The organism is Commensalibacter sp. B14384M2, assembly GCF_016101865.1.
GTDB lineage: Bacteria > Pseudomonadota > Alphaproteobacteria > Acetobacterales > Acetobacteraceae > Commensalibacter > Commensalibacter melissae.
The window spans coordinates 1-19,117 of sequence record NZ_JACFPS010000004.1; the positions used below are offsets into that span (position 1 = coordinate 1).

Annotated in this window: 21 protein-coding genes; all 21 read right to left on the reverse strand. The window is 34.2% G+C overall.

Annotated features, from left to right (window positions below):
- Positions 1 to 96 precede the first annotated feature (96 nt).
- Positions 97 to 1,542 carry a hypothetical protein gene (locus tag H3R33_RS07510; protein ID WP_198185522.1) on the reverse strand — a complete coding sequence of 482 codons (1,446 nt, stop codon included), beginning with the start codon at positions 1,540 to 1,542 and terminating at the stop codon, positions 97 to 99.
- A gap of 28 nt (positions 1,543 to 1,570) precedes the next feature.
- The gene (locus H3R33_RS07515; protein WP_198185520.1) at positions 1,571 to 2,260 is read right to left on the reverse strand and encodes a DUF2612 domain-containing protein; all 690 of its coding nucleotides are present in this window, start codon (positions 2,258 to 2,260) and stop codon (positions 1,571 to 1,573) included.
- The gene (locus H3R33_RS07520; protein ID WP_198185519.1) at positions 2,253 to 3,626 is read right to left on the reverse strand and encodes a baseplate J/gp47 family protein; all 1,374 of its coding nucleotides are present in this window, start codon (positions 3,624 to 3,626) and stop codon (positions 2,253 to 2,255) included. The genes H3R33_RS07515 and H3R33_RS07520 overlap by 8 nt, the downstream gene beginning before the upstream one ends.
- Positions 3,613 to 3,963, reverse strand: a complete 351-nt coding sequence (locus tag H3R33_RS07525) for a hypothetical protein (RefSeq protein WP_110439490.1) — start codon at positions 3,961 to 3,963, stop codon at positions 3,613 to 3,615. The genes H3R33_RS07520 and H3R33_RS07525 overlap by 14 nt, the downstream gene beginning before the upstream one ends.
- 135 nt (positions 3,964 to 4,098) lie before the next feature.
- A complete protein-coding gene (locus H3R33_RS07530; RefSeq protein WP_198185518.1) occupies positions 4,099 to 4,875 on the reverse strand; it encodes a Gp138 family membrane-puncturing spike protein in 777 nt (258 codons plus the stop codon).
- Positions 4,875 to 5,948, reverse strand: a complete 1,074-nt coding sequence (locus tag H3R33_RS07535) for a hypothetical protein (RefSeq protein WP_198185517.1) — start codon at positions 5,946 to 5,948, stop codon at positions 4,875 to 4,877. Before H3R33_RS07535 ends, H3R33_RS07530 begins: the two co-directional genes overlap by 1 nt.
- Entirely contained in the window at positions 5,948 to 6,265 is a 318-nt protein-coding gene (locus H3R33_RS07540; protein WP_110439487.1) for a phage baseplate plug protein, read from the reverse strand. The genes H3R33_RS07535 and H3R33_RS07540 overlap by 1 nt, the downstream gene beginning before the upstream one ends.
- 25 nt (positions 6,266 to 6,290) lie before the next feature.
- The gene (locus H3R33_RS07545; protein WP_122123183.1) at positions 6,291 to 6,953 is read right to left on the reverse strand and encodes a phage baseplate protein; all 663 of its coding nucleotides are present in this window, start codon (positions 6,951 to 6,953) and stop codon (positions 6,291 to 6,293) included.
- 145 nt (positions 6,954 to 7,098) lie between these two features.
- Positions 7,099 to 9,174 carry a hypothetical protein gene (locus H3R33_RS07550; protein WP_198185516.1) on the reverse strand — a complete coding sequence of 692 codons (2,076 nt, stop codon included), beginning with the start codon at positions 9,172 to 9,174 and terminating at the stop codon, positions 7,099 to 7,101.
- Between the two features lie 184 nt (positions 9,175 to 9,358).
- Positions 9,359 to 9,958 carry a hypothetical protein gene (locus tag H3R33_RS07555; protein ID WP_122123179.1) on the reverse strand — a complete coding sequence of 200 codons (600 nt, stop codon included), beginning with the start codon at positions 9,956 to 9,958 and terminating at the stop codon, positions 9,359 to 9,361.
- A 4-nt stretch (positions 9,959 to 9,962) separates the two neighbouring features.
- Entirely contained in the window at positions 9,963 to 10,481 is a 519-nt protein-coding gene (locus H3R33_RS07560) for a phage tail fiber protein (RefSeq protein ID WP_110439483.1), read from the reverse strand.
- A gap of 1 nt (position 10,482) precedes the next feature.
- Positions 10,483 to 11,964: a DUF3383 family protein gene (locus H3R33_RS07565; protein WP_198185515.1), complete on the reverse strand. Its 1,482-nt coding sequence runs from the start codon at positions 11,962 to 11,964 to the stop codon at positions 10,483 to 10,485.
- A 230-nt stretch (positions 11,965 to 12,194) separates the two neighbouring features.
- The gene (locus tag H3R33_RS07570; RefSeq protein ID WP_198185514.1) at positions 12,195 to 12,548 is read right to left on the reverse strand and encodes a hypothetical protein; all 354 of its coding nucleotides are present in this window, start codon (positions 12,546 to 12,548) and stop codon (positions 12,195 to 12,197) included.
- 265 nt (positions 12,549 to 12,813) lie between these two features.
- The gene (locus H3R33_RS07575; protein WP_198185513.1) at positions 12,814 to 13,230 is read right to left on the reverse strand and encodes a hypothetical protein; all 417 of its coding nucleotides are present in this window, start codon (positions 13,228 to 13,230) and stop codon (positions 12,814 to 12,816) included.
- A 160-nt stretch (positions 13,231 to 13,390) separates the two neighbouring features.
- The gene (locus tag H3R33_RS07580) at positions 13,391 to 13,927 is read right to left on the reverse strand and encodes a hypothetical protein (RefSeq protein ID WP_198185512.1); all 537 of its coding nucleotides are present in this window, start codon (positions 13,925 to 13,927) and stop codon (positions 13,391 to 13,393) included.
- Between the two features lie 9 nt (positions 13,928 to 13,936).
- Positions 13,937 to 14,383 (reverse strand): DUF4054 domain-containing protein, encoded by a 447-nt coding sequence (locus H3R33_RS07585; RefSeq protein WP_110439478.1) that lies wholly within the window; start codon positions 14,381 to 14,383, stop codon positions 13,937 to 13,939.
- On the reverse strand, positions 14,380 to 14,736 hold the full coding sequence (locus H3R33_RS07590; protein ID WP_198185511.1) for a hypothetical protein: 357 nt from the start codon (positions 14,734 to 14,736) through the stop codon (positions 14,380 to 14,382). The genes H3R33_RS07585 and H3R33_RS07590 overlap by 4 nt, the downstream gene beginning before the upstream one ends.
- Position 14,737: 1 nt before the next feature.
- Positions 14,738 to 15,781 carry a major capsid family protein gene (locus H3R33_RS07595; protein WP_198185510.1) on the reverse strand — a complete coding sequence of 348 codons (1,044 nt, stop codon included), beginning with the start codon at positions 15,779 to 15,781 and terminating at the stop codon, positions 14,738 to 14,740.
- An 11-nt stretch (positions 15,782 to 15,792) separates the two neighbouring features.
- Complete coding sequence (locus tag H3R33_RS07600) at positions 15,793 to 16,272, reverse strand: hypothetical protein (protein WP_198185509.1); 480 nt, start codon at positions 16,270 to 16,272, stop codon at positions 15,793 to 15,795.
- A gap of 2 nt (positions 16,273 to 16,274) precedes the next feature.
- Positions 16,275 to 17,543 (reverse strand): DUF2213 domain-containing protein, encoded by a 1,269-nt coding sequence (locus tag H3R33_RS07605; RefSeq protein WP_198185508.1) that lies wholly within the window; start codon positions 17,541 to 17,543, stop codon positions 16,275 to 16,277.
- Positions 17,544 to 17,671: 128 nt separating this feature from the next.
- Positions 17,672 to 19,072: a DUF1073 domain-containing protein gene (locus H3R33_RS07610; RefSeq protein ID WP_198185507.1), complete on the reverse strand. Its 1,401-nt coding sequence runs from the start codon at positions 19,070 to 19,072 to the stop codon at positions 17,672 to 17,674.
- Positions 19,073 to 19,117: the final 45 nt, after the last annotated feature.

A 19,117-nucleotide genomic window follows, 5' to 3' on the forward strand; every position in this document is an offset into this window, starting at 1 on the left:
TCTCAATGCCTGGTATACACAATAGCTGTTCAAAAAAAACGTTCGCATTAAATACATCGCTAACCATCCATGTCTATTTGAAAATATATAAAATATTTAAGAAAAGTCCAAATCTAAGCTTGTTTTCAAACCTTGGGGATAATAAAAAGTTTCCACAGGTTGAGAACCTTTCATCCGGTAAGCTACAGGACGCATTTGTGCAGATTGATAATTACGTATACGTTTAAAAAATGCTTCAGCATTTGCTTCATAGCGTTCATATGAATGCCCATTTAATGTTTCAGTATCAGATGATAATCTAGTAAAATCAACGGTTAAAGTGGTCGTAGCTGGACCTAAACAAATAAATTTTCCTTCTGTTACAAGATTACCATTTTCATCAGCTGTATGACATCTAGTAAATTTAATCGTATTACTTGCACCTTCCCAACCCCCATATAATTGATTTAAAACATCTAAATTAACAAAACTACAACCATTAAAAACGTAACTTAAAAAAGGATGAAAAGGAGATCCATCCTGATGATTACCTAATTGTGTACCTCTTTGAACGACAAATTCAAAATGTTCAAAAACTACAGAAGCTCCAAGATCTCCTCTAATATAACCATGAATAGTCATATTACTAACATTATCAACTCCAACAGGAATATGAATAATAGGTTTTTTCATTATGGAAAAATGCCAAATCCCCTCTTCACTGTGAGAAGAGACTAGATCATGCTTTAATTGTTCAATCAAGGCTCCTGTTTCATCATTATAATTACCAAATTTATCCCTTTCATCTTGTCCCCATGGAACAAAGTTTAAATTTCGATGACCAATATCCCATCCATTTGCCAACAATCCAGGCAAATTCATGGTATTATCCTGCATTAACGTATATTCATCTTGATACCACAAATAGATAGTTGCTGTCCCACCATTAGGCACAGCATTAATAGCATCTTGCACCGTTCTGAATGGAAAATCTGGTGTACCTAAGAATTTAACCTCATTTGTCGAAGGTCTTACATAAACATTAGCTAATGGCCCTGCAACTTTAGTAGTAATTCTAAAAGTATCGCTATCCAAGAAAGAAATATTATCGGAATTATCAGAAAGTATGGATAAAACAGCCCAATTATTTCCAGGTTTATCATAGTTAACCCAGTAATCACTAGTTATCTTTCCTGTGTCTGGATCAATTGAATTACCATCCATCATATTTATATAAAATACATAAATAAAACGTTGCGATCTCAAAACTGATCCAAGGGCATATCCTCCTACTTTATTTGACCATTCCTGATTGAAAAAGGCTAATCCCCCTCCTTGTGTCCATTGTATAGCTTCTGTAATTTTATATAAAATTCCATTATGATCCTGTCCCCAAGGCGGAACTCCTCCCTGTAAGACTGATTTCATTGTTTGTGGTGGGAAACCTTTTTCAATATCCGCACGTCCATTTTGATAATCAGCCCCAGTATCTTCGATATTAAAACGATCACCATATTCTGCCCATTTAGAGGAGAAAAGCTTTCTAGGTCTTTGAATAGACATTTTTTGTCCTTTAATATTTATTTGTTAATTATTTAGACTGAATATCAACCTTCAACGAGACCCCAGCCGGTTTGAACAATAAACCTGCATTCATGATAATAGCCACTTCATCAGTACTAGGCAGCCAATTTAAAATAAGAGTTATCGACATATCAAAATTATCTCGAACATATATTTCATGATTATTTTTTTTCCCATTTTCATTATATCCAAAAATATACATCAAAATAAAATTGAGATCTGACGTATTGTAATTACTCACGTTCGCATGAGCCTTTGCGAAAATTAACTTTTTAAAGTTTTTATCTGTAAATGTGATTTCACCCTCCAGCTCTTGGTAATCACGAAACATACCCCAAGCCGTACGACGATCTTCTGTTGAAGATAAGGAGTCATTAAAACCTGTTAAATCGTGATACGGACGTGCCAATAATAAAGTTTCCTCATTAAATCCCCAAAAGAAACCCGTAAGGGTTTTTACAGTGCGATTAACACCAACCACCTGACCCCAAATATCTAGTCCTTTACCTGTGGCAGTATTCAAATCCCAAATATATTCATAAAAATCCCTAAAAAAAACACAGATTTTCATCGCCTCACTAAAGGATCTTATTAACGCAAGTAAACGGGGTGAATTGGCATATTGCGCAATAACTGTTTCATGATAATCAAGACATAAAGGTGGTTTATTTTCATCAAAAAATACCGATTCATCCATTAAACACTACCTCTACATCATCTTTATTCAATGTAGGCATTTCATCAATATTCATTTGAACCAACGAAAAACTGGCAATTTCTCGTCCAATAAATAAGGTTATGATGCTGATCCAACTCCCCAATCTCTGCACAGGTGCATAAAAACTGGATGCTAGAATTTCACTTCCAATTCTAGGTTTTTTCGATCCATCATTACCAGTAAAAGCTTTTATAATTGCCGTTTTTATTTGATCAACCGCATTTTTTGGTAAGAACTGTGGTCTTGCTAAAGTAATTTTTAACCTGATCGGAATTCTTTTTGCATTAGCGTAACAAATAGTATATGTCGGAGGTGTTGAATATAACCCACTCTGGTCCTGAATGACGACTATTTGATCACCATTCATATCACAACCCGGTGGTTTTTTCTTCCATATAGTTTGTGCAATTAATTGTTTACTCCAATCATCATCTGGTGCAGAGACACAAACAAAAAGACTATGCGGTTTTAAAAAAACACCGTTTTTATTCACACCTCCTCCCGAATCATTATCAACAACGTAAACATCTTCACAAACACTGCTACCATTGCCATCTTTTAAATTCAGTAAAGCTGCCATAATACTATCCACACTATTTACAGAATTTAAGGCGACGGACTGTCGCCGCCTTTGTTCAAACTGTGCTTGGCTTTCAACATTATTACCAATGATACCTTCTGTAGGATTATCAACATTATCCCACCCAGGAATAAGCTGATACATTTGTAAACTATGCGCTGGACAATTGATTGGACCTTTTTGCAAACAAACAAAATTTACAGCTACTGTGCCATCTTCACCAATTATATAATTTTGATCCGCTTCATATAAATTTCCATCACCATCCTGCACTTTAGTTCCTGCCGAAATCATGACATCTTTTTGACCTCGACAGATCCCGGTAACAGTAGTCGCTTTGGCTTTTATACGTTCAATAAAATAAATCCGACCAATACCATCTTGCATTCGACCCGTAGCATAAGATGGATCAACCTGATTTACATAATATGCCAATAAACGGTTACGATCTGAAATTATCGCGGCCATAGAGGTTGCAAGTTGGCCCTGTGGGGTTGATAATAAAAATTCATTTTGATTATTGAAAAACTTTAATTGATTATTAAAGGCATTCTGAAAATCTTCAATAACGCCTGCAAGAATATCCTGCTCTTCAGGCAATATGATACCTGTATTACCCCATTCTTTGTCATGGTCTGATGTGGATTGTCCCCCCCATTTTAATGAAGGGATGTTCGTGTCGACATCTTTAACAACCGGTAAATTTCTCAGCTGAACTGGTGAGATATTTCTTGCATTAATATTGTCATCGTCAGAAAACGACATTTAATTGTTCCCCGCTCTTTGTATCAATGATTAAATAAATGTTTCCGTGCAAGGCCCTTTGTTTATCAACATACAAATCCATGTCAGCACGGATAACACCATCAACATTTTCAGCACGATCCAATAAAATATTCTTAATTAATCCCCAATTTGGATTAACTCCCAATATTTTAGCAAAATATGGTGTTCCCTGGTTCACATCATACCATCCCTCACCCTCTTCCAATTTTATTTCGTTAGCAACCTGTTGAGCAATGGCAAACCCATCATTTACAGTTGCTATATTTCCATTTCTATCAACCAGCAAATCCCAATCCTCAGTTAATAATAATTCCATTTTCACCTTCAAAAAAACCACTCAAAAGAGTGGTTAATAAAATTATTGATATTTCAAATTAATTTTTTAATAGAATATGATTTATGATAATTAATAATAAAAAATAGTCTTTTGAATATTTTAAAAATCTTAAATCTAATTTTTAGGTTGGGTAGTATCCTGGCCCTTATTACCATTTCCATGAACATGTTCAAGAAAAGAAATTCCATCAATAACAGTATCTCCTGTCGTTTGAGCGGCACCTGTAATTAAAGTGTTCCCTATAATTGAAGTCTCACCAATAATGGATGTTTCTCCCAAAATATTGACCTGACCATTTATATTGACATTACCTTCTATATTAATATCCGAAGCTTTGATATGAAGTTTATCATCTTTTATTTTTACATCGGTACCATTAGATAAAAATATTTCTACGTCCTGATCCCTTATATTCACGAAAGTAGTGGGGGATTGTTTTGACGCAGGTGCAATGGCCATCTCCAGATTACCATCAGTGATTTTTAACCATGTTCTTGGTTCTTCATTTAAAAGGGATCCTATATAAATGGCATCTGATATAGAATGTTTACGATAACTTGCCGGGATATGTTTTTTACGACTAGAAACAACATTTGAAATATCCCTAGCAGCAAAAACAACAATGCCCTTATCACCTATTTGAGGATCAATAATGATTCCATAATCTCCAGCCTGTTGTCTTGCATAGGGAATATTACTGATTTGCGCATGATCTACTGCCTTTCCTTCATTATCCAACATTGCGAGCATCGGAATTACATCAAGAAGCCGTTTTTCGGTATCAACAGATAATACTTGTACCGGCATAGCAGTAAAAACACGACTGATTGCATTATCCATCATAGTCCATAACGTATTAAGAATGCTATTTCCTTTGTTAGGATTCATCATTAGCCAATATGTCCTTTTTTATCTTTTTTAGAAAAGTCTTTTTGCAATTCAATATTTGTAAACCATGGCCCATCAGGTGTATAACAGGATAATTCATGTTTTAATGAAACCATATATCGCCATACTCCATTAACATTTTTAATATATTCTGATTTAAGAGCTATTTCCTCTCCAAATCGAATTGAATGATTAAAAATACTTCGAACAGTGATACCTCTATCTGAATAGGCAGGATAACCGATCATTCCATTATAGACAGAAATATTCCTGGAAGAAATTTCTACAGCTTCTATCTTATCATTATTACTATCATTAGTTTCTAGTCTACGTTCATAATCATTTAATGTCATATTTTCAGGAAAGATTTTGCAAATCTGATCCTGAAATGTAAAACGGGTTTTCGTATCTCTTGTACATAATCGAATTTGTTCAATTAAATCATCATGATAATTGGGATTGTTTAAAACGGCATTAACACCATAATTTTTAAAACTCAATCTTCCTATCCCATTAGAATAGGGTAGAGATGCATTATATTTATCAATAATTGTTTGCACAACAGTTGCGACAGGTGTTTTATTTTTGAATGAAATGGATTTAGCTGGAGTCAGATTTAATCCTGCTGCAACCATTGCATTCACATGGAAAGCAAGATCAGGTGCACTGCCATAATCTGCATAAGCAACTGTTATACCGCCTTCAAATATTTTATTATATATAATTTTTTTATCGGAACTGTTTTCCAGACTTGCATATATGATCAAATAATTGCCAAACCCATTTGACTCTTTTTTATATTGACCCAATGTTGATAATTGATTGATCCAATGCTCATCCATATTATAAATCGTGCATTGACATTCTGGAAGACTCTCCCCTCCCTGATAATTAATAGAAACTTGCGCTTTAAGATGTTCGACCGAAAGAATTAATTTTCCATCTGCAAACGTTTTTTGTCGTTTATTTTCATCCACTCCCATTACAAATTCAAATTTTAAATAACGTTTATGAAAGGTAGTAAAAGTAGGACGATGACCAATAACAGTAATTTTCTCTTCATAGGATGATAGCATTATATACCTATCCCATCATCAATTCCACTTTCGAGATAATAAAGCAAATAACGATTACCAAAATCTTTATAAGATGGATGATTAAATCCTTGCTGATCAACAAACATTAAATCTCCAGGAAATTCAAGATAAGCAGAACGGATTAATCGAACCCGATCCAGACATAAAATTCCTGTTAATAATGGTACTGCACCATAATAAACATCAAGGAACACACCAACATTTCCTCTATCCAACAGGCGAAAACGATAATCCATTCCCTCAAGAGTAAGAATAAACTGCTGAGCCTCAATAGGTGAAATCTGTATAAGTTGCATTTCGTATTATTACCTATCAATCTTACTAATAAGGTTTTTGGCTTTTGTTAGCCGCTTGTTTCTGATTACCATTTAAAGCATGAGGTTGAGTTGTTCCCTGACTTACACTGTCGTTAGAATAGGCTAACGCATTTTTAATGGTAATATTCTTTGGTGTGGATATAATTTCCTGAAAATCAATTAAGTATCGTACAAGTTGAAAACCTTTTGATGAATTTCGTTCAACAGAATGAGCAGTTATTTTAACATTGTTAATCAAACGTTCCGCTGTATGCAAAATATATACATTTGTGGAATTTTCAGCATGTTCCAAAGCATCCTCAAATAATTTCCGTTGTTTTTGAGTTCCTGTTGAAACATAAGTGACTTGTCCCGTTCTGGGTTGCTCTACCAGATTATATGCGACAACTTTTCCACCTTCGACAGGTGCAGTTGAAGTTTTATATTCTTTTTTATACTTTAAATAAATAACCCCTGCCTCGGCTACATTATTGCCCATAGAAAAACTTAATGTTTTATTTAAGATTTTTATTTCATTTTTTTTTAATCCAGTTTCATAAAATGGATTTCCATTTTTATCGAAAAAACCGAATTTGGAATCTGTATTAACCAATTGATTTAATAGCTTCCACCCAGCACTCTGGGCATAAGAGGACAAAATATTATCAGCCCCTATTTTTATAGCCATAACATCCTCCAATATCGAGGCCCTTTTAAATTAGAACCAACAAATAAATTATTTAAATTTAAAAGAATATTTATAAATATTATAAAATTATCTTGAATAAATAAAAATTAAGATTATATTTTTTCGTTTTTTAATAAGTAAATTTTCAACAATTGATAGCTTTGTAAGATTGTACCGCGTTAGAAAATGGAAAACTTAGGCTCAATTGCTGTTTTACCTGTTGTGCTATCATCATGGGATCAGCACTTGAGGGTTGTACAATAATATTAATTCGATATTGCTGATTATTATTAGTCATGCAATTCATTATCTTATTAAAAGAAGGATTAACCTTATTTATTTGTCCATCATTTGCCAGTAGTTTACTCATTTGAACATTATCATTACCTGATGATAAAGAATGTTTTTGTGAATTACCAATCGTACCTTGATAGGCTTTATATGCTTCGATTCCAACAGCTGTACCACCCACACCCACCGCGATGGTATTGCCTGACTGATTAACCTTAGAAGAAGCGAGTATTGGTTTTTTCAAAGAAGGAGATGCAGCCTTACTATTTTTACTTGTCATGTAGTTATACAAACTATACAAATCATAACCTAATGACACCGCATCAAAAGCCCACCCAGCAGGCCCAGCAAATAAACCTGCTATTTTAGGTAATATATGACGTGCACCAAAAGCTGCAACTTTTCCCATCATGCGACCAGCATTACCAAAATGAGGAATCTTAGTTACAACATGCTCTAACTCATCCCCAACAGCCTTTACTCCTCCAGTTAATCCGAATATTCCCGGAATTTTCAAAGCTGTATGACCAATACTCCCTATAACGGAACCAGTTCCCTTTTTGAAAGCACTTATACCAGAAACTTTATTCCATATTTTACCTAATCCACTAGCTTTTTTACCTATAGCACCAATTTCAGGTATTTTAGAAATAAATTTATCAGCTTTACTACCATTCTTCAGTAAGGATTTGGCAATATTTGCCAATCCTGAACCACCCTTTCCTAAAACTCCTTTAAATGTCGCAATTGTTGCTACAAAACTTATAACCGCGGTAAAAACAGTTTTTAATAGATCAATCTTATCATTAACATCATTTGTGTTAGCCATCTTTGATTTTGCAGAAGCGATTGTATCTCCATGCCTTTTTAATAAATCACTTTCCAAATTCGATTTATTTATAACGTAACCGGCGGATTTTTCAGCTGCTAATAAGTTATTTTGATTTTTAATATTATCTAATTTTGCACTAGCGTTTGACGCTTCTGATAAAATTTGATTGGTTTCGTTATTTCCTTCTAAATTAGAATTTTTTTGTTCTTCTAAAAATATATTTTGATATCCATGGGTTTGAACTCTTTTTGATTTGGCATCAATAATATCATGTTCAGGCGCAGTCAATTGATCATAAATATGAACATTGTCATGAGCCAATTTTCTAGCAATAATATTTGCACGATCCGGATTAACTTTTTGTAAAGTGGCTAAAGCCTTACGAATATTTTCCAAGCGCTCAAGTGCAGTAAAATTATGCCCCTTGTCATCACCCCTTTGTAAAACTCGCTGACTGGGAGCTACCTTATCTAATTCTTGTAATTCTGGATAATTAAGTAAACTATTTGTTTTATTGGTGGAAATGGCAGAATTTATATTCGCCATTTCTTTATAAAACATCAAACTTTCAGATTTATTCGCCCCATAACGATTACCAACATTTACAGCTTGATAAACATCCGATACAGATGAATTTGTCATGCTAGCCATTTGTTGCATTGCACTATTATCATCTGTAATATTACTTATGTCCCTTATCGTTAAGAAACGATCTGCCAGTTCGGAAATTGCCCCCTTAAAACTATCAAAAGAATTTTCTAATTTGCTTACCGCAGCAAGAAATGATTCTCCCTTTCCATCATGATCGGACTTTTCATATAATGAATTTTTCAAAATATCTAAATCATCAAGTTTATCTAGCTTTCCTAATTTAGACAAATTATTCAACTGATTTAAGTTATCAAGTTTTTCATTCGCAGAATTTTGATTATCAATTATGATTTGTAAATTTGTTGAAAGGATTGATGAAGATTCCGGATTATCTGATGAATGTGTAGAAAAAGCTAAAGAAAATTTATCTAATGCCTGATCCATCTTTGCAACTGAATCCAACAAGGATTGTTGTATCTGATTATCTGGTTGATTAGAATTATCCATACCTATTTTTCCTTAAATTATAGCAATGGCTATAGAACTTCATCAAGTTCACTCTTCCGTTTAATATATTCGGAAGCTATCATTTCATTATATTGATTAATTAAAATTATTTCTAAAAATTGGTACAAATCTCGCACGCTATAAACAGATTGTAATTCTTTTAGCGTAGCAAAACCTGAAGTAATCACCTCTCCGATTGATTGAGGGATGTTTGGGTAGTATCGATATCCTTTTTGCTCTGTAATTGCTCCATCGAAACTATGAAAAGGTCTAAGTACCGCTTGGCGTCTCTCGTAAAAAAATCCGTATGTAACTTAAATGCCTCCCGTTTTAAAGCGATAATAGTAGAAACTTCTTCAATATAATGATTAGGATTATTCAAAATTGGCTCTACCAAATCATTTTGACCAGGATTCAAATAAATACTACAGCAATCAAACAAGGGTTTAACTACAATTTTTAAATCATCATAAGGCAAACTGAAAAACAATGAAGACAAATATACAGCTAATTTTTCAGTAGCTTGTTGAATTTTTACCATTCCTTCATCATTTTTCTCCATTAACTCTTCATAACTTGATTCTATTGTTGCTTCTTGCACATAAGTGTAAACTAAAGGTATTAAAAACGATATATCCTCTTTATTAGCATTTCTTAAAATCGCATTAATCGAGCGTTCAGCCCATTCTTCTGTATCAAAAGCAGACATTTCGGTGATTTTAAATAATTTACCTTGATCACGACCAGGTTCTTGGATTTTTAATTCAACTGAGCGACGTGCCATAAACTTAGACCTCTACAGTTTCATCAACAGATTCAAAAATAAATTTACAAGGAACGGCACTTAATGTTTTTTGATGGTTGGGAATAGCCTGCCATTGAGTCAGATAGCCATTATTCAAATTATAATTTTTACCTAAAGATGGAATAATCATTGTTCCATTAAATTTCAAGGCTTCCCTTTGAACCTGCATTACTTTTGCCAATGATTGCAAAATTGCCAAAGAACTGGAAGCTGCGACAAAATTAATTTCCAGCTCAACTTGATGCGCATCAGGCAAATAACCTCCATAAACAGTACCTTCAAAAGATGTTACTGTTTCAACTAAACTTTTCGAGGAAAATTTGAACGGTGAATCTGACGTCAACCCCTCCAAGCTTAATGGTACGCCTATCAAGGGTGAAACAAAACCTGATGCTGTTGATCCCAAACCAACTTTATCCGCTATATTATTATTTACCCATGGATTACTTGCAATGAGCGTTAATTTTGTATTGATTGATGTAATTGTTCTATTTATTGCCATTTTATTGTAACTCTATGCTGTTCATGTTGATTTGTTGAACGGATTGACCATCGGTATACCAAAAATTAATGGGGGGCGAACCACGACGAACGCGGGTTTGTGGTGTTACATTACCCATATCAATTTTCAGATAATAACCCACAGCCGTTATATTATTGATTTGAGATAAATTAAGACCAGCCTGTTTAAGACTTTGTGTTTGATCTTCAGATAAATAAATACCAGAACGTATTGCACCAAACTTAATAAAATCATCAATTGCGGGTTTAATTGCCGCACTTAAAATTCCCTTACCTTCATTATTATATGGAATCTGTCCTTTGGCTAATAGGGTTTTTATAAAACAATTTTGAAAATAACGACGCATCCATACCTGACAATACCAGCTATCCAACCATAAATACTGTCCTGAAATTTTACCTTCCATCATAAAGACAAAATCATTTGACGCTGATGCCCACACGCCATAGAAATTATAACCATTCGCTTTAAGTGCCAAGGCAATGTCTTCATTCGTTACATTGGCTTTTAATAAGCTGCTACGACGAAAAGCGGCATTATATCGTCCATCGGTTTTTTCAAGATCCCATGCCGCAGGATAACCTGCGATAAAAGCACAAAGTTCAAGACTGTTATAAACACATACAACACCCTCGTAATTTGCTGAGTATACCTTTTCGGCAAATGAAGTTCCGGTATTGGCCGTTATCGCTTTATTTGAACTATCAGAAAGAATGACACATACATCATCCTTCATAGAATCCGCCCATTTTGCAAAAGTTAGAGCTTCTGCCTCATCAGGTTCCCAAGTCAGAAAAACGGAACAAAAAGTTAGGTTTTCTTTCCTCAAAGTATTAATAACACTTGATGGTGTAGGAGATTCAATTGCGGGTGATAAACTAGCCCCTTGATTTTCTGAAAGTCTCAATAGATCAGCCAATTGCCCTGTTGCAAAACTTACATAAGAATTGTATCCGGTTAATCCGGATGTAATAATAAAGGATTGATTTCCAGATGAATAAACAACAGAAACTCCCAACAAATTTTCCAAAATTGTTGCCGCTTCACTAAAGCTATTGATAAAGCTAAAATCTGGATCAGCTATATTTTTTTCATTATTATCAACCACAATCTGTAAATCACCCTTAAAAGATCTTAACTCTTCCAAAGTGACAGCCGACATTGTTGCGCCAATCAAACCAGCGCTTGTATTGTTTTCAGCGTATAAAGCCATATAAAGCTGAGTTGCAACACGATCAGAATCTGTAAATCCAGCAAAATAAACTGTTGCCAGTTTATATTCCATTGAATCATAACCAAATAATTTTCCAATTTCTTCAGCATTTTCAAATATGGATGTAATCCCCGCAGGAATAACATTCTCTTTTCTTGTAAGCATTAAACCAAATAGGTCATTTCCCTTGTTCCCTACGGATAAAACCTTTGGATTAATTCTTACAATATTATTTAATGGTATAGACATTAATTTGTAATCCTTATCATAGTGGATTGGTTTATAAAATTATCGAACACCAATTTTAGTATTCCCTGTTTCAGGCAATTTAGTCTTGGTTCAAGCATGCCTGGATTTCGAATGTTTGAATGATTTATAAGAAATAATTAATTTTTAATTTGGAATGTGTTTAAGAATAAAAAACCACCCAAAAAGGTGGTTCAATTGTTTGCATGAAGATTGGAAAACTTGTTATTATTTTAAGATTTTCCTTCTTTTTTTGCCGCACTTCTTACATCAAGATAATAAACGAAAGATGCAAGCATCAAGGCAACAGAAGGAATTAAGGCAAACAAATAGGCATAAATCATCATCATTTGTTGTGTCGTTACACTATTATCTGCCGGCAGGGAGATAAATCCCATATAAATAAATATCCAACCTCCCAATAAAATAACAGCAAACATTAAAAAAGCCGGTAATTTTCTTACATGCTTAGGCATTGTAATAGATTGTTTCGTAATCGCCGAGACCACAGATAAAACAGCACCGACAGCTATCATAAAACTAAAAAAACCGACCATAACCGCTTTAAATAATGCAATTACATCCATGTTATTGCCCCTTGCTTAAATTGTTTTATAATCAAGGTTATTAAACTTTATTTTAGAAAGCAATTATAAGTATATGATATTGAAAAAATAAATTTTATTCAGAATAAAATATTATTGATGATACAAGGGCAAATACTTCTTATAAATTTTAGTAGAACAAATATATCTTACAATTAAAGTCAATTTAATTTCCAATAAATTACCCTAAACAAACTTTTTTATTACAAATAATTCATGACATGATAACAATAAAATGTATTAAATTTTATTCATCAGCATAGATAACCAGTTCTCCTTGATCGTTTTCAGGTTGATCAAGTTGAGCTACGACCAAAACCTTACACCAGCCAGACATTTCCCACTCTTCTAATCTTTGAACAACCAACCAGCGTCGCCCAAGAAATTCCAAAAGATCACCACCGACACCTCTTATACGATCTATGCCGTAAAGTTGTCCATTAGCATAAACCACACGTTTTTCATTTTGTTCACTGGCATAATGACCATGAATCAGCTTATCGCCTTTTAAAGATTGAACTTGCAATTCAATAGATTCAGGATCTTCATAAACAGCCTCTTGTCGAGTTCCTTTTAGAATATAACCTTTTGAACGAAATAATGATCCTGTAATAGAAGGATTTACAATTCCAATCATACTTCGCACCATATCATGAAGCTTCATAGAATCTTATTCCTTTAAATTTATATAGACTAATGTTTATGATTTAAAAATTATATACTTAATTAAATTATAGATTTTATCTATAAATAATTATATTTTTATGTAAAATTGATAATCAATCTTCATTTTATTGCAAAATACAATTAAAATTACTTAGAAACTATGCATCTGAACAATCATCCTGACAACTGGCAATAAAAACAGACCCATTTACTAATGGAGACCATTTAGAATGACATTTTAAAAATTCATTCCATAAATCCCTTGGCAAACGTGTAAAGCCAATATTTCCAAAAAAACGTCTGCTATCTTTACCTGGCATATCCCGAATACCTCGTAACAGGATGTTTTGACCATCAACCTTAATAACTAAACCGTTGGGTATTCTACAGCCAATAATAATATAATCTAGATTATGTTCTTTAGTATTATCATAAGCGATTATAGATTGAGCATTAATATCTATGGCATCGTTCAAGAATTTATCTATATAATCATCAGCAGCATTGCAATCATTGAATTTAAATTTGCTTAAATCTATCGATTCATCAATTTCAGCATTGTCTTGATCTAGAGAATAAAATTGAAGATTTTCCTTTTCATATTCTGAATGATTAAAGTCTAATAATGGCAAATAATATTTTAAATTGGATTTTATTTCCTTGTTATCAAAATTGTTATTTTTAGCCCTTGTCATAATTCCCTCTTATGGAAAGATACGCAGACGAGGATCAGGAATGGGTTTAGTATAAAAAGTACTACGATATTTTTTTGTTAAAGCCCAAAATTCATATCCATAACGTGTTTGTGCCAACCAAGGATCAATTTTATTTTTTGCATGAGATTTGGTATCTACATGAAGAGAAACACTTCCTTCTGTCACCGATGAAATTGATCCTATAAGCTGATCCCCATTTTCAGTTTTTTTTTGCAAACAAACCAGATGAGAAACCAGCAAATTCATTAAAATACGCTTTTCCTTTAAACAACAAACCACGCTATATTTTCCTGGATTGAAATAAATGGCAGCTCGTTCAGCGATTTTATAAATGGTTTCAGGACGAAAAAAACTCTCCAATTCCGGAAAGCTTGCCGCCCAATCTGACCAATCAAACACACATTCCTGATGTTTCAGATCAGATTGTAAATTCATATTGCCTGTCCTGCTTTAACCTGTTCCAGCGACTTTGGCATTTTAGCAGAATCAATCGGTTCAAGACCATGCATCAATGTTTCTTTTTCTTTAGCTTCATCTAAAACTTTTTTCTTTTTATCTGCAGCAAATATGAAGCCTTTTTGGTAGGGCGCAAAATTTTCATGTTGTTTGACCCATGCCTCCCAGAAATTTCTTGAAACTTTTGTTAACCCTACAATTTGGGATGCTATATAAAAAGGAGTCTGTGGACGCCCCAAGTGCATGCTGCCTTTTAACTCAACTTTTTCTTTTCCTACTTCTAAAATAATCCCATGAGGTAATTTACAGGCTACTATGACTGTTTCCGCCATTTTAAACCCCAATCATTTGCGCAATCAGGATAGGACGTGTTATGATTGCCCCCCATGATCCCTGTGTCAATTTTTCTTCCATAGAAGAAGTTTTACGAACTATACCATGACTTCTTAATTTTTCAGAAAAAGCACAGGTTATAGTGTCAATACCTTGATAATTCTCTACAAAAAGCTGAATCAATTCACCACCTTCTAACGATAATTGAGGTGCACTAACTTGTGTAAGATTAGGAAAATTTTTCTTCAACAAATCCATAACCCCTACCCCATGTTCATTTGTTTTTAACAGATAGGGTTGAATCTCATTAGATACGACCAATTTTAATGGACTATCCATATTAACGGCATTGTCCAGATTAATCATCCCTTTTGTTTGCGCCTGTAATTGTCTGTACAGCTTCTGAATATCTTCATAAATTTCATTAGCTGAAGCCTTCTCCCAAACCGTACCGCCAGAACCTTTTATTGTGGGCGCAATCGGAGATAGTAAAGCGGGATCATTCAAGGCACCATAATTTTGCAGGTTGGAAACTCCAAAAAAATAAGACTGGTTCTGCCAATGATTTAATAATAAAGCGGCCGCCATTCTTTTGCGTGATGCAATATCAATATTAGATAAAGCAGCCCGACCCTCTTCACGATCTCCCCATTCTGCAAAAGTTTGGACCAGAAATTGTTGACGCTGGGGAAATGAGGTATTAAGAACACTATATCCTGCTTGGTTAAAATCTCCATAAGCTGCAACATCACCAGCTGGTTCAACGACTGTAAACATCATTGTATCATGTAGCCAATCCCCCTTTTTCGCTTCCCCATATATAGAAGCTGCCTTACATGGGGCCGTTAAGACATCAATAATATTTGGATCTATATAAGTCGTAAATTGACCAGGAATGGAATTATTTGCCTTTGTTACAGGTGAAGTCGAACTATCCCCTACCCTTATATTGTCTGTATAATCAACAACATTGGGTAAGTGAATTCCAAATTGGTTTTCCAAAATTGCTCGATCACGTACCCATGATTTCGTTTGAATGGTCATAATTGTTCCTCTTAAATCCATGCAGAGATTTTGACAATATCCCCGCCTTTTGCATTTTCAGCATATTTATAATTTGTTGCGACAGCATTTTTGTCATCTGATACAACAACTTTACCTGTTTCCTTCGACGCATAAACCATTTCACCTTGTTGAACCTGGGACATCATTTCAGGTAATTCAATAATAAATTCCCCCTTACTGAAAACAGTCACCATTGTTCCCGGAGAAATTTCCATATTCCCCTCTCGTGCATCTGGAAGATTAATTCCTGCCCATTCGCGCCCGACAAAACCAATTGGACTTGCATTTCCTTTATTGCCAATCAATCCTTCCCGTTCATCAGTCCATACAAAGGAACCAGCCTCAATTGCTGTTTCTCCAACCTGAAACGCCCCGTCTTTACCCAATAAACTGATCCGTGGATTTACAGACGAAAAATCACCATGCCAACCTTGGGCAGGGTTCAAGTTAACTTTATTTTGAAAAGACATAATTAAATACTCCGTAATCGTGTAACACCAAAACGATGCTGTTCTTTGGAACGAATATATCCAGCATCATTGGCCCTGATTTGTTGTTTATGTGCAAGCATCATATCAACAGTATATTTTAACTGGTCGTATCCCATGTTTTCTGGAGGATTTTTTCCTGTAACTTCACTCAACACCGTTCGTAGAATTACCTCCCCGCTATCTTCTGTACCAGCCCATTCACCAACCAGAGGTTTTACCAGAATTCTGGCTTCTTGGGCCTGTTTAGCTTTTGTCATGATCCGACGTTCTATTAATCGTTCTAGGGAAACTGCATCATAAGCTTGGGTTTTAAATCCTGTTTTTTTAATTAAGCCATCCTCAACATCAAAACCACCTGATGCATTCATATCATCATCTGAGGTCGATATAGTATCAATTGAATCATCATCATTTACCGGTGCATTCTGATCATTTTCAGATAATACCTTATGAACAAGAGCAACAATTTTTTCTACCTGTTGCCCATCTTTACAATCTTTTGCCATAGAACAATCAGAAAGGACCGCTCTCAATAACTTTCCAATATATTTACGACGTGCACCACTAACAGAAGCAACCGCATCTGTAATTTGTGTATAATTGGCTCTTTCAGATTTTGACTGATTTAAAAAATCAGCAAGGACTAAAGCTAATTTCTGCCCTAAATTATTAAGTTTTGACATTTGTATGTTCAACCTTTCATCTGCAACCCTAACATCATGTCCTGCACGACCTTGTTCAACCAAAGCAATATGATCCACATTAATATCCGTCATTATTCCGTCATAAGGCTCATTTTCAAACATTCCGGTCTCCATTACAGGTGTAAAAGCGTAAGAAGCAGATAATTCAGCCTGTGTATTGTTTTTAATTGCCTGTATATAATCCCCGTCCCAAATCGTAATTGAAGCCTGAATATAAGGATAAGAAAAAGACGGGTCTGAACCCGTCGTTCCAATGACTTTTGAATTATCAAGCTGATCCGCATCTGCGGCTTTATGCACGTAAAGAATGGGACGTTCTTTAAAAGAAAAGACTGCTTTTTTTAAAGCATCTGGTGATCGAAGAAAACGATATTTACGTTCTGGTTCCAAACCATATTTCATATGATTTTTTATCTCGAATCCATAATACTCACATATATTAGCCTTGGTTAAATTTGTTTTTTTTACACGTAAATGTCCGTTCCAGTCCTCAAAACGCATTGTTTTTGCATCAAAAGTCAAGGTTCGGTTCCATAAATTACCCATAATTTTACCTATATATTTGATATCAAAAGGGTTTTTTGGTTAAAAACTTATAAAATAAAAAATGTAGATTTATACAAATTTTGATATTCATGAACATTTTACTGCACCTAATATTTTTTGTATAAAACCTATTTTTTTAAATTTATAAATGAAAACAAAGCAGATTGATCTTCATTTTCTAATAAGTCTTTTATTTGAGAAAGGCTTAAAATATTATTGGAAACATAATCACACATCGTTTTTGCTATGTTCATATTAACTTGTGATTGCTGCAATTCGTCCAATTGCCACAAGGAATTAAAATCAAAAGTGATATCTGGATCTATTTTTCCAAATAAATGCAGTTGAACAATTTCAAGAATTTTCTGCAATGGTTGACGTAAAACCGTTTCCTGAAAAGCGGCAATTCTATCGTAAAAACAACGTATTTCTCCATCGGAAGATGCATTCAAACCTGATGGTGTTATACCTAATAATTTTACCAAAGGAATACCTGAAATTGCGGCCATGTGTTCCTGAGCCTGAGCTTGTAATTGTGCCAATCCAGTCAAGGGTGTAGCAACATTTGTGAGTTCTTCTGTTTCTTTATCTACAATCTGCAAACCACGATTGTCACGGTAAGCCGCCATTAAGGCAGCTCTTTGCGTCAATTCTTCGCAACCAGGACTTAATAACTGAGATAAATCCGTTTTCAAAACCATAGTTGAAAAAGACTTGATTAAATCCGATACTGATTGTCGCGTCCTTAACCAGTTATCAACATAAGGTTTGGCCATAAAAGCAAATGGAACCCCACCAAAATTATAAGCTGGTTTCAAAATATCAGGAACTGGTTGAGAAATGATTGTAATCAACCTGCTGGCATGAATTTGTTTTCCCAATACCCACCACATCGAAGGCTTATAAAAATCTTCTGTAAAAGGATCTGTTGTATCATATGAAACAGGGGTTACCCAAGTCGGGTCAATAAGCTTGAACCCACGCAGCTCACCTTTTCTAATTTTTTTTGAAGTTAAGTATAAAGGAACCTGTTTTTCCTCATCATCATGATTAGCCGTTTCTAAATCAATATAAAGATGTACCAGCCCAAAATAACCTTCCGTACATAATGATTTTTTAATTAAATCTTGAATATTTAAACGCTTAAATTCCGCTTTTATTTTATTTATAATGGATGAATCATACCCTTCCTTTTTGATATGTTTAAACCTTATCCATTCTCTTGTAGCCTCTTCTGCTCTCGTTTCAATAATTATTCTATATTCACCACGTAAGGATAATTGTGCCAGATATGGATATCCGGGAAATCCAATTCCCTCTTCAAATAATGTCGTCGTCGGACAATTTCCAACATTGAAATTATGAAATTGATTAAAAAACAAGCTGTCGCTAACAGTTACAGAATTATAAGAATCGCCAACCACTCCCTCTGGAGCTTGATATGGTATGTATATATCCTGTTTGTTTCCAAAAAATTCTGGATTTTGTCTAGGAATATTAATATTCCTTAATTTGGTTTTTTTCACCATAACCGAATTTATCTTTCATTATTAAATATCTCGATTGAAAGTTTA

What these genes read in the sequence shown, in the direction of transcription:
- H3R33_RS07525 (WP_110439490.1), bottom strand. Translation starts at nt 3,963, where the DNA reads ATGGAATTATTATTAACTGAGGATTGGGATTTGCTGGTTGATAGAAAT.
- H3R33_RS07610 (WP_198185507.1), bottom strand. Translation starts at nt 19,072, where the DNA reads ATGGTGAAAAAAACCAAATTAAGGAATATTAATATTCCTAGACAAAAT.
- H3R33_RS07575 (WP_198185513.1), bottom strand. Translation starts at nt 13,230, where the DNA reads ATGAAGCTTCATGATATGGTGCGAAGTATGATTGGAATTGTAAATCCT.
- H3R33_RS07540 (WP_110439487.1), bottom strand. Translation starts at nt 6,265, where the DNA reads ATGCAACTTATACAGATTTCACCTATTGAGGCTCAGCAGTTTATTCTT.
- H3R33_RS07535 (WP_198185517.1), bottom strand. Translation starts at nt 5,948, where the DNA reads ATGCTATCATCCTATGAAGAGAAAATTACTGTTATTGGTCATCGTCCT.
- H3R33_RS07515 (WP_198185520.1), bottom strand. Translation starts at nt 2,260, where the DNA reads ATGGATGAATCGGTATTTTTTGATGAAAATAAACCACCTTTATGTCTT.
- H3R33_RS07560 (WP_110439483.1), bottom strand. Translation starts at nt 10,481, where the DNA reads ATGGCAATAAATAGAACAATTACATCAATCAATACAAAATTAACGCTC.
- H3R33_RS07565 (WP_198185515.1), bottom strand. Translation starts at nt 11,964, where the DNA reads ATGTCTATACCATTAAATAATATTGTAAGAATTAATCCAAAGGTTTTA.
- H3R33_RS07580 (WP_198185512.1), bottom strand. Translation starts at nt 13,927, where the DNA reads ATGACAAGGGCTAAAAATAACAATTTTGATAACAAGGAAATAAAATCC.
- H3R33_RS07530 (WP_198185518.1), bottom strand. Translation starts at nt 4,875, where the DNA reads ATGATGAATCCTAACAAAGGAAATAGCATTCTTAATACGTTATGGACT.
- H3R33_RS07605 (WP_198185508.1), bottom strand. Translation starts at nt 17,543, where the DNA reads ATGGGTAATTTATGGAACCGAACCTTGACTTTTGATGCAAAAACAATG.
- H3R33_RS07585 (WP_110439478.1), bottom strand. Translation starts at nt 14,383, where the DNA reads ATGAATTTACAATCTGATCTGAAACATCAGGAATGTGTGTTTGATTGG.
- H3R33_RS07550 (WP_198185516.1), bottom strand. Translation starts at nt 9,174, where the DNA reads ATGGATAATTCTAATCAACCAGATAATCAGATACAACAATCCTTGTTG.
- H3R33_RS07555 (WP_122123179.1), bottom strand. Translation starts at nt 9,958, where the DNA reads ATGGCACGTCGCTCAGTTGAATTAAAAATCCAAGAACCTGGTCGTGAT.
- H3R33_RS07510 (WP_198185522.1), bottom strand. Translation starts at nt 1,542, where the DNA reads ATGTCTATTCAAAGACCTAGAAAGCTTTTCTCCTCTAAATGGGCAGAA.
- H3R33_RS07520 (WP_198185519.1), bottom strand. Translation starts at nt 3,626, where the DNA reads ATGTCGTTTTCTGACGATGACAATATTAATGCAAGAAATATCTCACCA.
- H3R33_RS07545 (WP_122123183.1), bottom strand. Translation starts at nt 6,953, where the DNA reads ATGGCTATAAAAATAGGGGCTGATAATATTTTGTCCTCTTATGCCCAG.
- H3R33_RS07595 (WP_198185510.1), bottom strand. Translation starts at nt 15,781, where the DNA reads ATGACCATTCAAACGAAATCATGGGTACGTGATCGAGCAATTTTGGAA.
- H3R33_RS07600 (WP_198185509.1), bottom strand. Translation starts at nt 16,272, where the DNA reads ATGTCTTTTCAAAATAAAGTTAACTTGAACCCTGCCCAAGGTTGGCAT.
- H3R33_RS07570 (WP_198185514.1), bottom strand. Translation starts at nt 12,548, where the DNA reads ATGGATGTAATTGCATTATTTAAAGCGGTTATGGTCGGTTTTTTTAGT.
- H3R33_RS07590 (WP_198185511.1), bottom strand. Translation starts at nt 14,736, where the DNA reads ATGGCGGAAACAGTCATAGTAGCCTGTAAATTACCTCATGGGATTATT.